Origin of the sequence: Bradyrhizobium sp. TM233 (assembly GCF_036247965.1) — a bacterium.
Taxonomy (GTDB): Bacteria; Pseudomonadota; Alphaproteobacteria; order Rhizobiales; family Xanthobacteraceae; genus Bradyrhizobium; species Bradyrhizobium ottawaense.
In genome coordinates this window covers 298,479-312,124 of the sequence record NZ_BTIG01000008.1, presented here as the reverse complement: position 1 = coordinate 312,124, position 13,646 = coordinate 298,479, and the positions used below count along the sequence as shown (strand labels likewise).

Annotated in this window: 10 protein-coding genes; 3 read left to right on the top strand and 7 right to left on the bottom strand. The window is 64.4% G+C overall.

Annotated features, from left to right (window positions below):
* Positions 1-217 precede the first annotated feature (217 nt).
* The 3 genes from AABA86_RS19535 to AABA86_RS19525 all read right to left on the bottom strand — a co-directional run bounded on the left by AABA86_RS19535 (position 218) and on the right by AABA86_RS19525 (position 5,835).
* Entirely contained in the window at positions 218-961 is a 744-nt protein-coding gene (locus AABA86_RS19535; RefSeq protein ID WP_212250896.1) for a carbonic anhydrase, read from the bottom strand.
* A gap of 130 nt (positions 962-1,091) precedes the next feature.
* Positions 1,092-4,595, bottom strand: coding sequence for a DNA polymerase III subunit alpha (dnaE, locus tag AABA86_RS19530; protein WP_338307973.1), 3,504 nt, complete (start codon positions 4,593-4,595; stop codon positions 1,092-1,094).
* A gap of 517 nt (positions 4,596-5,112) precedes the next feature.
* Positions 5,113-5,835: an outer membrane protein gene (locus tag AABA86_RS19525; protein WP_212250894.1), complete on the bottom strand. Its 723-nt coding sequence runs from the start codon at positions 5,833-5,835 to the stop codon at positions 5,113-5,115.
* A 253-nt stretch (positions 5,836-6,088) separates the two neighbouring features.
* Between AABA86_RS19525 and AABA86_RS19520 the strand changes: the two genes are divergently transcribed.
* Positions 6,089-6,406 (top strand): DUF3551 domain-containing protein, encoded by a 318-nt coding sequence (locus AABA86_RS19520; RefSeq protein WP_338307971.1) that lies wholly within the window; start codon positions 6,089-6,091, stop codon positions 6,404-6,406.
* A gap of 1 nt (position 6,407) precedes the next feature.
* On the top strand, positions 6,408-6,674 hold the full coding sequence (locus AABA86_RS19515) for a DUF3551 domain-containing protein (RefSeq protein ID WP_212250892.1): 267 nt from the start codon (positions 6,408-6,410) through the stop codon (positions 6,672-6,674).
* A gap of 59 nt (positions 6,675-6,733) precedes the next feature.
* Here AABA86_RS19515 and AABA86_RS19510 read toward each other — a convergent pair whose 3' ends face one another.
* Together AABA86_RS19510 and AABA86_RS19505 are read right to left on the bottom strand one after the other, a co-directional pair.
* Positions 6,734-7,372: an HD domain-containing protein gene (locus tag AABA86_RS19510; protein ID WP_338307969.1), complete on the bottom strand. Its 639-nt coding sequence runs from the start codon at positions 7,370-7,372 to the stop codon at positions 6,734-6,736.
* Positions 7,373-7,416: 44 nt separating this feature from the next.
* Positions 7,417-7,878 carry a carboxymuconolactone decarboxylase family protein gene (locus AABA86_RS19505; RefSeq protein WP_028141504.1) on the bottom strand — a complete coding sequence of 154 codons (462 nt, stop codon included), beginning with the start codon at positions 7,876-7,878 and terminating at the stop codon, positions 7,417-7,419.
* Between the two features lie 108 nt (positions 7,879-7,986).
* Here AABA86_RS19505 and pdxR point away from each other — a divergent pair, with 108 nt between their 5' ends.
* Positions 7,987-9,396: a MocR-like pyridoxine biosynthesis transcription factor PdxR gene (gene pdxR / locus AABA86_RS19500; RefSeq protein WP_338307967.1), complete on the top strand. Its 1,410-nt coding sequence runs from the start codon at positions 7,987-7,989 to the stop codon at positions 9,394-9,396.
* A gap of 22 nt (positions 9,397-9,418) precedes the next feature.
* Here pdxR and map read toward each other — a convergent pair whose 3' ends face one another.
* Positions 9,419-10,168 (bottom strand): type I methionyl aminopeptidase, encoded by a 750-nt coding sequence (gene map, locus AABA86_RS19495; protein WP_338307966.1) that lies wholly within the window; start codon positions 10,166-10,168, stop codon positions 9,419-9,421.
* Positions 10,169-10,254: 86 nt separating this feature from the next.
* Entirely contained in the window at positions 10,255-13,404 is a 3,150-nt protein-coding gene (locus tag AABA86_RS19490; protein ID WP_212250888.1) for a GAF domain-containing protein, read from the bottom strand.
* Positions 13,405-13,646: the final 242 nt, after the last annotated feature.

Genomic DNA, 13,646 nt, shown 5'->3' with positions numbered 1-13,646 from the left:
CGCGGCTGCTGGCGTCAGCTTCAGGTCAGCTGCAAATCAGCTCACGCCAGCCCCAAGGCCGCGCAGCTCAGCCTAGAAACTTCGCAAGGCTCCTTCAAGTCCCTGCCCTGCGCGATCAGATCGACCATTGCGCGGATCCCACAGACGGCTGTATGGCGGCCGGCCTCTTGCCCGACGGAGGCCGACCGCCTGTCTCCGGTGTTCCCGAAGCTGGGCTTTAGCCCTGCGCGATCAACTCGACGGCCCCTGTGCGCAACCGATAGATACCGCCGACCACCTTGAGCTTGCCCTGTTCGACCGCTGCGTTGAGAAGCGGGGCGGCGGATTTCAGCTTGGCAACATTGTCGATGACGTTCTGGCGAATGGCATTGTCGAGCGCGTTACCGCTCTGCCCGGCCGCCGTCTTCACCGAAGGTGCGATCGCGGAGACCAGCGTGGGGATGTGTCCCGGCAGCGGCTTGTCGTCCTTCAGCGACTTGATGGTCGCATCGACCGCGCCGCAATTGTCATGGCCGAGCACCAGGATGAGGGGCGTGCCCAGCACGGCGACGGTATATTCCATGCTCGCGACGGTCTCGTCACCGGCAAAGTTTCCGGCGACGCGGCACACGAACAGATCGCCGCGTCCGCTGTCGAAGGCATATTCGGGCGCGATGCGCGAATCGGCGCAGCTCAAAACGGCCGCGTAGGGATTCTGACCGCCGACCAGCGCCTCACGCTCATGCGTGAAGTCGTGGCGGCGCGACACACCCGACACGTAGCGCGCATTGCCCTCCATCAGCTTCTTGAGCGCCGCATCGGGCGGCAGCACGTTCTGAGGTTTGGGCGGCGCCTTCGCCTCCTTGGCCAACGCGGTCCCGCCAAACGCGGCCACTCCGAGCGCCGAAGCGGCAAAGAGCATCATGGAGCGCCGCGAAGGAGCGGTCGATTGAAGCAGATTTTCAGAGCATTTGTCGCACATGGTTGTTGTTCTTCCTGGCTTCCCGCCCAACGCGATTCTCGCGAGAACAACTGATAGCTGCGCGCGAGCGACTTCGAAACCGGGCGCGGGCCAAATAGTTAAGCTTTGGTTTGCGGCGGGGCCCGCAATGTCAGAGCTGTTGCACGTCTACCACGCCCGCGACCGCCTTGATCGCGCCGGCGATCTGCGGCGAGACCTTGAAGCGGCCGGGCAGCTTCATCTCCACCTCGGTCTCGAGGTCGAGCATCATCACCAGCGAGACCTCACCGTCGCCATTCGAGCGCGGCGCGATGCCCGGACTGCCGACTTTCGGCGCAGCGCCGTTCGAGGCGGCCATGTCGGGCCCGGCCAAACGCTTGGCGATCGATTCCAGCGGCTTGGTGTCGCGCAGGAAGATGCGCAGGCCCTTCTGCGTCTTGGCGGCGGCATCATCCAGCGGTTCGGCATGCAGCACGCGGGCGCGGACGTCCTCGCCCTGCAGCTCGGCGCCGAGCTGCAGCAGCACGGCAGCGCCCGGCTCCAGCACGTCGCGATATTGCGCGAGGCCTTCGGAGAACAGCACCGCCTCGAAATGGCCCGTGGGATCAGAGAGCCCCATGATGCCCATCTTGTTGCCGGTCTTGGTGCGCCGCTCCATGCGCGAGACCACGGTGGCCGCAACCTTGCCGGCTGTAGCACCGGTCTTCACCGCGCGCGAAAACTCGGCCCAGCTCTGCACCCGCAGTCGCTTCAGCACGGTGGCGTAATCGTCGAGCGGATGGCCCGACAGGAAGAAGCCGACGGCATCGTATTCGCGGCGGAGCTTTTCGGCCGGCAGCCACGGCTCGATCTGCGGCAGCATGATGGTCGGCGCGTCCGCCGACATCCCGAACATGTCGTTCTGACCGATGGTCTCGGCCTGATGCGCGCGCTGGCAAGCGGCGAGGATCGAGTCCGCGCCGGCGAAGACGCGGGCGCGGTTCGGCTCCAGCGTGTCGAAGGCGCCGGCGGCGGCGAGACTTTCGATGATACGCTTGTTGATCGCGCGCGGATTGACCCGCGCGGCGAAGTCGGCGAGCGAGGTGAACAGTCCGCGCCTGGCACGTTCCTCGATGATCTGCTCGATCGCCTGGATGCCGACGCCCTTGAGGGCTGCCAGCGCATAGTAGATGACCTTGTCGCCGACCTCGAAGGTCGCGCCGGAACGGTTGATGTTCGGCGGCTCGACCTTGATGCCGAGGCGCTGCGCCTCGGAGCGGAATTCCGACAGCTTGTCGGTGTTGTTCAGGTCGAGCGTCATCGACGCTGCGATGAACTCCACCGGATAATGCGCCTTCATGTAGGCGGTGTGATAGGACACCAGCGCATAGGCTGCCGCGTGGCTCTTGTTGAAGCCGTAGTCGGCGAATTTGGCCAGCAGCTCGAAGATGGTCTCGGCCTGCGCCTTCGGCACGCCGTTCTTCACCGCACCCGCGACGAAGATGTCGCGCTGCTTGTCCATCTCGGCGCGAATCTTCTTGCCCATGGCGCGGCGCAGCAGGTCGGCGTCGCCGAGCGAATAGCCCGACATCACCTGCGCGATCTGCATCACCTGTTCCTGGTAGATGATGACGCCGAACGTCTCTTTCAGGATCGGCTCCAGCACGGGATGCAGATATTCCGGCTCCTCGTCGCCGTGCTTGCGCGCGCAATAGGTCGGGATGTTCGCCATCGGACCCGGGCGATACAGCGCCACCAGCGCGATGATGTCCTCGAAACGGTCGGGGCGCATGTCGACCAGCGCGCGCCGCATGCCCTGGCTTTCAACCTGGAACACGCCGACCACCTCGCCGCGCGCCAGCATCTGGTAGCTCTCGGCATCGTCGATCGGCAGCGTGGCGAGATCGACGTGGATGTCGCGCGGCTTGAGCAGCTTGCAGGCGACGTCCAGCACGGTCAGCGTCTTCAGGCCGAGGAAGTCGAACTTGACGAGGCCCGCGGGCTCGACCCATTTCATGTTGAACTGGGTCACCGGCATGTCGGATTTGGGATCGCGGTAGAGCGGCACGAGCTCGCTCAGGGGGCGATCGCCGATCACGATGCCGGCGGCGTGGGTCGAGGCGTGGCGGGTCAGGCCTTCCAGGCGCTGGGCGATGTCGAAGGCGCGTGCCACCACCGGATCTTCGTCGCGGAACGCCTGGAGCTTCGGCTCGCTCTCGATCGCGGCCGCGAGCGTGACGGGCGCGGCGGGATTCTGCGGCACCAGCTTGGTCAGCTTGTCGACCTGGCCATAGGGCATCTGCAGCACGCGGCCGACGTCGCGCAGCACGCCGCGCGCCTGCAGCGTTCCGAAGGTGATGATCTGCGCCACCTGGTCGCGGCCGTAGCGCTGCTGCACATACTGGATCACCTCGCCGCGGCGATCCTGGCAGAAGTCGATGTCGAAGTCCGGCATCGAGACGCGTTCGGGATTGAGGAAGCGCTCGAACAGCAGGCCGAACTTGATCGGATCGAGGTCGGTGATGGTCAGCGCCCAGGCGACCAGCGAGCCTGCGCCGGAGCCGCGGCCCGGCCCGACCGGAATGCCCTGGCCCTTCGCCCATTTGATGAAGTCGGACACGATCAGGAAGTAGCCCGCGTATTTCATGCGCATGATGACGTCGAGCTCGAACGCCAGGCGCTTGCTGTAATCCTCGTCCGTCATGCCCTGCGACAGGCCGTGGACCCGCAGGCGATTGGCGAGCCCCTCCTCCGCCTGGCGCTTCAGTTCCGCCGCCTCGACCGCGGCGGCGTCCGAGCTCTGCGCGGCACCGACGGTGAAGAACGGCAGGATCGGCTTCCGCGTCATGGGACGGAACGAGCAGCGCTCGGCGATCTCCACCGTCGAGGCCAGCGCTTCCGGAATGTCGGCGAACAGCACCGCCATCTCGGCGCGTGTCTTGAAGCGATGATCGGGCGTGAGCTGCTCGCGCTCGGTCTCGGCGATCAGCCGGCCGCCCGCGATGCACAGCAGCGCGTCATGCGCTTCGTAATCGTCGGTCGCGGCGAAATACGGCTCGTTGGTCGCAACCAGCGGCAGTCCCTTGGCGTAGGCGAGGTCGATCAGGCCGCTTTCGACGCGCCGCTCCTTCTCGGTGTTGTGGCGTTGCAATTCGATGTAGAGGCGGTCGCCGAACAGGCCGGCCAGACGCTCGCAGCGCAAGGCGGCAAGCTCGGCATGACCGCCGGCAAGCGCCAGCGAGATCGGCCCGTCAGGTCCGCCCGTCAGCGCGATCAGCCCCTCGGTCTCGCCCTCGAACCAGTCGAACCTGACGAACGGAGCATGGCTATCGGGCGATTCGAGGAAGGCGCGCGAGTTGAGCCGCATCAGGCTGCGATAGCCGCGCTCCTGCGCGGCCAGCAGCACCACGCGCGACGGCCCGATCGCGTTGCGCGCATTCGGATCCTGGTCGCCGAAATCGATCGCCAGCTCGCAGCCGACGATCGGCTGGATGCCGGAGCCCGCCATCTTGTCGGAAAACTCCAGCGCACCAAACAGATTGTCGGTGTCGGTCAGCGCCAGCGCCGGCTGGTGGTCCTTCTTGGCAAGCTCGGCGAGCTTGGCGATCTTGATCGAGCCCTTGAGCAGCGAATAGGCCGAGTGAACGTGAAGGTGGACAAATCCGGCGCTCGGCATGGTCGCGTGACGGCCTCTTGCAGATGGATGGAGCGGTCGCCGGCATCAGGGGCATGTCAGGGAGATCCGCCGGAGGATCCCGCCCCGCCTTCCACCCGCCTTTGCCGACTCGCCCGGCAATGGTGGGGCGTCAGTGCTCCAGAGTCCACGCCGGAGCGGCCGCTTCGCCGCGTCGTCCCGCTTTTCCCCAAGGGCGTCTGGCGACTCACGCGGGGCGCCGACCTTCGGTTTACAAAACCGCTGCCCTAGAGCTGCGGTATCACCTGAGCCCAGATCGCGATCATCCCGACGAACAGCGTGATCGACGCCAGCGCGGCGGCCTCTTCCACGAAAACCCTGAACATGGCTTGCTCCCTTGTTGGAACGTATGAAGAACATTGTTCTCATTTCGTTCTCAGGAGTCAAGCGCGGCGGACGACCTCCAGGAGCAATGGTTAACTCGCTGAATTCACGCAAGAAAAAAGCCCCGGCGCAAGGCCGGGGCTTTCGAGGACCGCTCGAAGGCGAGCGATCAGTCTCAGTAACGGCCGATCATCGGGCCGCCGAACTTGTAGTTCAGGCGGACGAGACCCATGTCGACGTCCTGCTTGATGCGGTCGGTGCCCGCGAGGCCGGCGAAGGTGACGTCCTTGTCCGACAGGAAGATGTGGTTGTACTCGACGCCAACCGACCAGTTCGGCGCAAAACCGTACTCGAGGCCAGCACCGACCGTGCCGCCCCAACGGGTCTGGTCGTTCGAGGACAGCAGAGCGCCCGAGACCGTGCTGGACACGTCGTACTTGACGCCGACCACAGCCGCACCGCCCTTGACGTAGAGCAGGACGTTGTTCCAGGCGTAGCCGACCTGACCGGTGATCAGACCGAACGAGTCGATCTTCGAGCGGTTGCGAGTCGCGAACAGCGCGCTGACATTGTCGCCCGAGAAGTCGGCCCAGTTGCCCTGACCTTCCACGCCGAACACCCACTGGCCGGACTGAAAGCGATAGCCGATCTGACCACCGACCGTGCCGCCGGTGGCATCATGCGAACCTTCGCGGCCACCGCCGACCAGATCCCAGGTCGAGTGCGACGAACCGCCGCCGCCGTTGATGCCGATGTAGAAGCCGCTCCAGTCATAGATCGCGGCAACCATCGCGGGCGCCTTGGTGTAGGGCCGCGCTGCGAGGTCAGCAGCCAGCGCCGGCGCAGCCGCGCTCAGCGCGACAAGGCTCACAGCAGCAAGCAACAAATTCTTCTTCATTTGAGTCCCGTTCCAGTTTCGTCGTTAGGCCCCCTGGCCGTAGCGTGGTCATAACAGCGATCGACGGAATTGCTGTAACCTCGACGCCACAGTTCGCTTCAAAGGCCCGCGCTTCATTAATGAAGATTTATCAGCGCGTTCTGGAAACCCTTTGAAATAAGTGTTTTCTGTAGTTCCATTGTCGGCGACACGAGATAAATTGCATGCGCGCGTAACAACGTCGCGCGCACATTCGCGTGATGGAGAATTGAAGATGCGCAGACGAATTGTCCTCCCCATTGTCGCCACACTTTCGCTCGCAACCGCCACATTTGCACTCGTGTCGAGCGCACCCACACCTGCGCGCGCGTTCGGCACGCATCATCCGTTCTGCCTTACCGGCGATGAATGGCCGGGCCTGAGCAATTGCAGGTTCGACACCTACGCGCAGTGTCAGGCAAGCGCATCGGGACGCGCGCTGACCTGCATCGCCAATCCGTATTTCGCCGGACAGAGCGACGACCCCTACGCCTATCAGAATCGTCCGCGCGCGCAGACGCCGGGCTATTCACCAGGCTACCTCCTGCGCTGAGATGCGCCGCGCTCGCCTCGCACTGGTCGTGACCGGCCTGCTTCTCGCGGGCGGATCTGCACCCGCGCAGACCTACGATCCGAGCTATCCCGTGTGCATGCAGATCTACGGTCCCGTCGGCTATCTCGACTGCCGCTACGGCTCGCTGGAGCAGTGCCGATATCTCGCCGTCGGGCGCTCGGCGAGTTGCGTGGTGAACCCGTATTTTCCGCTGAAGAAACCAACGCGCCCTCGCCGCTCGAGCGCGCCGCCTCGCCCCGGATCCTAACCGTTCAGTTTCCGCCGGAGATAGGGCGGCGTAGGCGTGCGGCGAATGCCGTCATCGGCTCAGCTCTGCCAGGGCGTGCTGCGGATGCGCGTGCACGCATTCGGCTTGCGGAAGCCGGGATCGTGATCCTCGATGTAGTCGAAATTGACCGTCCCGAACGTCGTCTGCGGCTTCTTCAGCGCCGAGCAGGTCTGCACCTTCAGGAACTCGTTCTTGAAGTCACCGCGCGGAAACGCCGAGATCACCTGGTCGCGCTGCTCCGGCGTGTAGTCGTCATACCCAATGCCCACGACGTCCACCAGGACACCCGCGTTGGTGAGCGCGATTTCCGGCCGCATGAATTGCGGAATGCCGGGCGTGGTGTGCAGCGCGATTGCCTCCCACACCAGATCGGCTTGCGGCTCGGCGAAGCCGCGCGCCCGCAGGAACTCACGCGCAGCGTCGGCTCCGTCAACCTCAAATCGCTTTGTCTGCGTGTGGTAATGGTCGACGAGGCCTAGATCGTGAAACAACGCCGCGACGTAAAGAAGTTCGGGATCGAATTTCAGCTGCTGACGCAGCCCCTTCATGGCACCGAAGACGTAGACTCGGACGGAATGGTTGAAAAGCATGTCGTCTTCGTAGCTGCGCACCAGTTCAGCCGCCTCGCGCGCCAGCTTGCTGTCGGGGATTTTGACGCTGGAAATCACGCTCATCATCTTCAAGCTCCTACTTTGCATTTCGACTGATGCCGCGCGATCCGTCAGGCCGCCTTCTCGAGCGCGGCCTGCGGAGTATTTCGGAAGCTGATCGACATGCGATTGTACGCATTCATCAGGCTGATTGCGATCGTGAGATCGACAAGCTCGCGCTCGCTGAAGACCTTGCGGGCGGCTTGATAGGCTTCATCGGGCACGTTGGTCTCGGCGACGCGGGTGACAGTCTCGGCCCAGGCGAGGGCCGCGCGCTCGCGGTCATCGAAGAGATCGCCGGCCTCGGCCCAAGCCTGCAGCAGCGCGAGCTTTTCGACCTTCACACCGCTCTTCAGCAGATCCCGCGTGTGCATGTCGAGGCAGTAGGCGCAGTTGTTGATCTGTGAGACGCGCAGGTAAGCGAGGGTCACCAGCGTCGCGGGAAGCCCACTCTGCATGACGTAGCCATAGACGCCGCCCAGTGCCTTCGCGCCTGCCGGTGCAATGTGGTTGTAGTTGAGGCGTTCACTCATCCGCTTTCTCCTTGATGATCGAGGGAGCCCCTCTTTCCTCCCTCAGATGCCCCTGCCGTGGTCTATAAAAAAGGACCAAGAACGCGGGAAAATCGTGTACCAAGGATCATGACCAGATCGCTGCGGCTGAAGCTCGACCGGTCGGCGAAGACGCCGCTGGCGGAGCAAATCCACAGGGGGATCAGGGCCGCCATCGAGCGCGGCGTGCTCGCCCCGGGCGCGCGCCTGCCCTCATGGCAGGATTTGGCGGCCCAGCTTGGCGTCGCGCGCGGCACCGTGCGCTCAGCCTATGAAAAGCTCTCATCGGCCCAACTGATCATCGCCGCCCGCGCGACAGGCACCCATGTCGCCGACCGACCGTCCATTCCCGTGCGGCGGGACAAGGCGCCGGACCCCGGCTCGTTCATGGAGATGTACCAGGAGCTCACGGCGGGGCCGGCGATCTTCCAGATGGGCGTTCCTTCGCAGGAGACCTTTCCTGCGACGCTGCTCGCGCGAATGCGCGCACGGGCGGTTCGCGTCGAGATGAGCGCACCTGCGATCTACCCCGACCCGCGCGGCGAACTGGACTTGCGACGCGAGATCGCGGCCTACCTTGCGCTGGCGCGCGGGATCGAATGCGCACCGTCCCAGATCATCATCACCAGCGGCTTCAGCGGCGGCCTCGGCCTGGCGCTCCGTGTCCTCGACCTCGGGGAAAGGAAGAAAGTCTGGATGGAGGATCCCGGCTTTCCCTTCACCCGGCACGGCCTCGAACTTGCGGGACTGTCGATTGTGCCAATCACGGTTGACGCAGATGGGATCGATGTCGATGACGGCCTGCAACAGGCGCCCGACGCCGCGCTGGTTGTCGTGACACCGGGGCAGCAGGCGCCGCTCGGATCCACGCTGTCACTGGCACGTCGATCGCGCCTGCTCGACTGGGCGAACCAAAACAACGCCTGGGTGATCGAGGATGACTATCTCAGCGAACTTCAGCTCAAGGGCCGGGCCACGCCGGCGCTCGCCTCGCTCGATCGCGCCGGCCGCGTCATTCACATTGGCTCCTTCAGCAAGACCGTAACCCCTGCCCTACGGCTCGGCTTTGTCGTTGCACCGGCCGCTCTGGCGTCGCGATTCGCCGAGACCGCAGCGTGCCTCGCGCCGGCACCCGGACCCGCGGTGCAGCTCGCCACGGCAGACTTCATCCGCGAGGGCCATTATCTGCGGCATCTGCGGCGCACCAAGCGCGCCTACACCGCGCAAGGCGATGCATTGCTGAAGCAGCTTCGAACGCGCACCACGAACGTTGCGATTGCAGGACTGGCCGCGGTCCTGCGCTTGCCGGACGGAGCGCCTGATCTTGCCATCGCCAGGCAAGCTGCATCGTTCGGACTTGCGCCCACGCCGCTCTCGCTCTGGTATGCCTCGAAGGCTTCGGCGCGCCCGGGACTGTTGCTAGGCGTCGCGACGTCTCCACTCAAAAGGATCGAGGCGTCCTGCGACCGGCTCCTTCAGATCATCGACCGCCTGACGTGATCCGACTCCGACCTCGGCGGCCTTAACCCGCCATCGTCACGATCAAAGGTCCGTTGCGGGTGGCGATCACGGTGTGCTCGTACTGAACGGTCGGCGCCTCGGGGCTGCTGTAGAGCGTCCATGGATCGTCGCCATTCTCCGCCCATTCGGCACCCATGGAGAGGAACGGCTCGACGGTGAACACCAGCCCATCGTTCATGATGCGGCGTTCGGAGCGATCGGGCCATGTTGCGATCTCCGTCGGCTCCTCATGCAGCGACAGGCCGACGCCGTGACTGGCAAGATTCCTGACCAGGCTGTAGCCTTTCTTCCGCGCAAAGGTCCCGATCGCCTGGCCGATGCCGGCAATCGGTTTGCCGGCGCCAACCTGCTGCAGGCCGGTCCACATCGCCCGCCGGCCGTCCCGACAAAGACGTTCGATCGCGCGGCTGGTGGGCGGAACGGCGAACGAGGCTCCCGTATCGGCAAAGAAGCCGTTCTTCTCGGCCGACACGTCGATGTTCACGAGGTCGCCGCGCGCGATCCGCCGCGCGCCCGGGATGCCGTGAGCGATCTCCTCGTTCACGCTGATGCAGGTCGCGCCGGGAAAATCATAGGCCAGCTCCGGGGCCGAACGCGCGCCGGCGGCCTCCAGAAACTTTCGCCCGATCTGGTCGAGCTCGGAGGTGGTCATGCCCGGCTCGAGCGCCTTCCCCATTGCCTCCAGCGCATTGGCGACGATGCGCCCGATCTCCTTCAGGCGTGTCAGGTCGTTGTCATCGGAGATTGTCATGTCGGGGCTCTTGTCCGGGAGGCCCGGACATAGCGCCTGTGAGGTCGGCTTGCAAACCGGAGAGATCTCTTCGCCCGATCCGGTCTTCAGCCCTCGTCGAGCAGATTGCGAACCTTGACGGCCAAGTCTTCGATCGCAAAGGGCTTGGAAAGCAGATGCTTGCCGGCATCGAGCATGCCGTTGTGAACGATCGCGTTGCGCGTGTAGCCGGTGGTGAACAGCACCTTCAAAGCCGGGTATCGTTTCGACAGCTCGCCCGCAAGTTCAGCGCCGGTCATATCGGGCATGACGACGTCGGTAAACAGCAGATCCGGGACGAGGCCGTTTTCGATCGTCCTGATCGCCTCCTTGGCGCTCGCGGCCTCGATGACCGTATAGCCCAGCTCCCGCAGGCTTTCGGATGAGATGCTGCGGACCCGCTCATCGTCCTCGACGACGAGGATGGTCTCGCTCTGAAGGCTTGCGCCGGGATGTGTCACGCCTTGCGATGGGGTCGAGACTCCCTCCTCGCCTGCGAAGCACGGAAGATAGATCTTCACCGACGTGCCAACGTCGACTTCCGAGTAGACTTTGACGTGGCCGCCCGACTGCCGCACGAAGCCGTAGACCTGACTGAGGCCGAGGCCGGTGCCCTTACCCACGACCTTGGTCGTGAAAAACGGGTCGAACACCTTTCCCAGCACGTCGGGCGGAATTCCGGTGCCGTTATCCGTCACGGCAATGAGAACATATTGTCCGGGCGACAGGGCATATTCGCGGGCAAATTTCCGATCGATCGAGGCGTTGCTGGTTTCTATCGTCAGCCGCCCGCCCTTCGGCATGGCATCGCGCGCATTGACCGCAAGGTTGATCACGGCGCTTTCCAGCTGGGCCGGATCTGCCTTGACGCGCCAAAGACCGGCAGCCAGGACCGCCTCGAGGCGGACAAGCTCTCCGAGCGACCGCTCGAGCAGCTCGCTCATCCCCCCGATCATCTCGTTGATGTCCACGACTTCCGGCGCAAGAGGCTGTTGGCGCGAGAACGCGAGCAGCCTTTGCGTCAGAGTGGCGGCGCGATTTGCGCCATCGATTGCCCCCTCGATGAAGCGGTCAATATTGACCTCTCCCTTGCCGAGCCGTCGCTTGGCGAGATTCAAGCTGCCGAGAATCACGGCCAGCATATTGTTGAAGTCGTGGGCGATCCCGCCCGTCAGCTGCCCCACGGCCTCCATCTTCTGGGATTGGCGCAATTGCTCCTCGGCCTTCATGCGTTCGGCGATCTCGTCGGCGACACGTTGCTCCAGTTCGGCATTGAGCGCCTCGAGCCGGGTCAAGAGCCGAGCGTTGTCGATAGCCGTGGCGGCGTGGCCGGCAATCCCGAGCAAGGCGGCTTCGTGCTCTGCGTGGAATTTACCCGTCTCTGCATGGCCGAAGAAGAGTCCGCCGAGGACGTCGCCCGCTCGCGAGACGACGGGGACCGCGAGGTAGGATCGGACTGGAAGATGTCCCTCGGGCATGCCTTTACGCGGCGCGTTCCCGCCATAGCGCGGGTCCAGCAGGATGTCGTCAGACCTCACCACGCCCGCGCCTTTGAACGTCGGCTCGAACACCGCGGTGTTGCGTGGCATGGGGAAATTCTCGAAGGCCGATCGCGGCGCTCCGGACAGCGAATACAGCATGTAGCTGCCGCCGTCCGCCGCCAGGACGTTGTAGAAGAAGGCTCCGAACTGGGCGCCCGTCAGCTCGACGCCGGCATCTGTCACGATCTGCACGATCTTCTCGAGGTCGCGTTCGCGGGCGACCGACGCCCCCGTATCATTCAGTATTCGAAGTTGGCGCTCGGTCTTCTTTTGCGCGGAAATATCCAGAACTGTCCCGATGAACCGGACGGCCCGCCTGTTGGAAAAGATGGCCTGCCCCGTCGCCGCGATCCAGCGTTCGACACCATCCTCGATGCCGATGGTTCGGAATTCAATGTTGTAGCTTTTCGGGCAATCGGGCGTCAGGGCTGCGGATACGGCCTCATGGGCTCGCTGCCTGTCGTCTGGATGGATGCCTTTCAGGAAGGCCCCTTCATAGCTCACTTCGGCGCCCGACGATAAACCGAACACCTCCTTGCAGCGGTTGTCCCATCCAAGAACGTCGTTCACCGGATCATAGTCCCAGGTGCCAATACCTGCCGCCCTGGTCGCAAGGCTCAGGCGTTCGGCAGCTTCTCGCGCCGCCTGTTCGGAGCGAACGCGCTCGATGTGAGCCCACGATCTCTCGGTGACCTCCGTGAGCAACGCAAGCTCGCGCGCCGTCCACTGGTGCGGGCCGCGGCGATGAATGGCCATCAGGGCCGTGAGCTGCCCTTCCTTGACCAAGGGCATGCAAATCGTCGAGCCTATCCCGATGCTCTGAAAGGTGGCCGCTTCCTCCGGCGCGATTTCCTTCAGACTGTCGTTGAGGACGAGCGGCCTGCCGGCGCTGAGCTCCCGCACCGCCTTCTTGCCGAAGTCGGCCAGGCTGTAATGGCCGAGGATATGCATCGCGCCAGGGGCCGCCCAATCCCCGCGGATGGTGAAGCCGTCTTGGTCGGGATCCATGTCGGCATAGGCGCAGTTCGAGACCCCGAGGTGCTCTCCGACCATTCTCGTCGTCACCGCCATCACGCCGTCGGCATCGCGAGTCCTGGCCGTCTCCTTGTTGAGAGCGTCCAGGAAGAGCAGGCGGATCTCGTTCTCCCGCACCGCCGCCTCGGCACGTCGACGTTCGACGGCGGTTCGCGTGCGCTCGGCGACATCGCGGATGAGCTCGAGCTCCTCGGAGCTCCAGACCCGCGGGGTTGCGTTGTTGAGGTAGAGCAGCGCGACGACGCCGTCGGCCTCGGAGACCGGCATGTTGACAAGTGCGCGAGCGGATATCGCTTCGAGCGCACGGGCGCGGTCGCCAACGCGAGGATCTTTCTCCGCGTCGGCACAGATGACCGTCTCGCCTCGCTTCAGGTCTTCGATGTAGTTGCCATAGTCGCGGAAGTGCAGCACCCCCGCCAGGCTCAAGATGCCCGGCGCGTTCCAGTCGCGGGCGATGGTGATGGTCTCGGCCGATGTGTCGACCGTGCCGTAGCCCGCCCGGCTGACCTTCAGGCTGCGGCCGAGCAGCTCTGCCGCGGCATAAGCGAGATCGTCAGGGTTGGCGATCTCTCGGATGTAATCGCCAAGTGCAGCCAGGACGGCATTGCGATCGGTCGAGTCCTCCCCGGCCGCCGTTGTCATCTGACTCCCCCCGACACTTTGCTCGTCACCGAATAGCGTTGAAGGCACCTTGCGGCATCCGCTTCGAGCCGACGGCGATGCCAGCGGGAGATTGGCCCCCGCGCGTCCTGACAACTTCATGAAGGCATTAAGGTTCCCCCGGGGCCTGTGCCATGCGCTGGCTCGCGCAAATCACGAACGTCAGTGCTCAGTTGCGCACGCGTCCATGACCTCGACCGCACCGGCCTCGCCTCAGCGCCAGC

Coding starts and splice junctions, on each gene's coding strand:
- map (WP_338307966.1), bottom strand. CDS start 10,168: ATGACAATCTCCGATGACAACGACCTGACACGCCTGAAGGAGATCGGG.
- AABA86_RS19505 (WP_028141504.1), bottom strand. CDS start 7,878: ATGAGTGAACGCCTCAACTACAACCACATTGCACCGGCAGGCGCGAAG.
- AABA86_RS19515 (WP_212250892.1), top strand. CDS start 6,408: ATGCGCCGCGCTCGCCTCGCACTGGTCGTGACCGGCCTGCTTCTCGCG.
- AABA86_RS19510 (WP_338307969.1), bottom strand. CDS start 7,372: ATGATGAGCGTGATTTCCAGCGTCAAAATCCCCGACAGCAAGCTGGCG.
- dnaE (WP_338307973.1), bottom strand. CDS start 4,595: ATGCCGAGCGCCGGATTTGTCCACCTTCACGTTCACTCGGCCTATTCG.
- AABA86_RS19525 (WP_212250894.1), bottom strand. CDS start 5,835: ATGAAGAAGAATTTGTTGCTTGCTGCTGTGAGCCTTGTCGCGCTGAGC.
- AABA86_RS19535 (WP_212250896.1), bottom strand. CDS start 961: ATGTGCGACAAATGCTCTGAAAATCTGCTTCAATCGACCGCTCCTTCG.
- AABA86_RS19490 (WP_212250888.1), bottom strand. CDS start 13,404: ATGACAACGGCGGCCGGGGAGGACTCGACCGATCGCAATGCCGTCCTG.
- pdxR (WP_338307967.1), top strand. CDS start 7,987: ATGACCAGATCGCTGCGGCTGAAGCTCGACCGGTCGGCGAAGACGCCG.
- AABA86_RS19520 (WP_338307971.1), top strand. CDS start 6,089: ATGCGCAGACGAATTGTCCTCCCCATTGTCGCCACACTTTCGCTCGCA.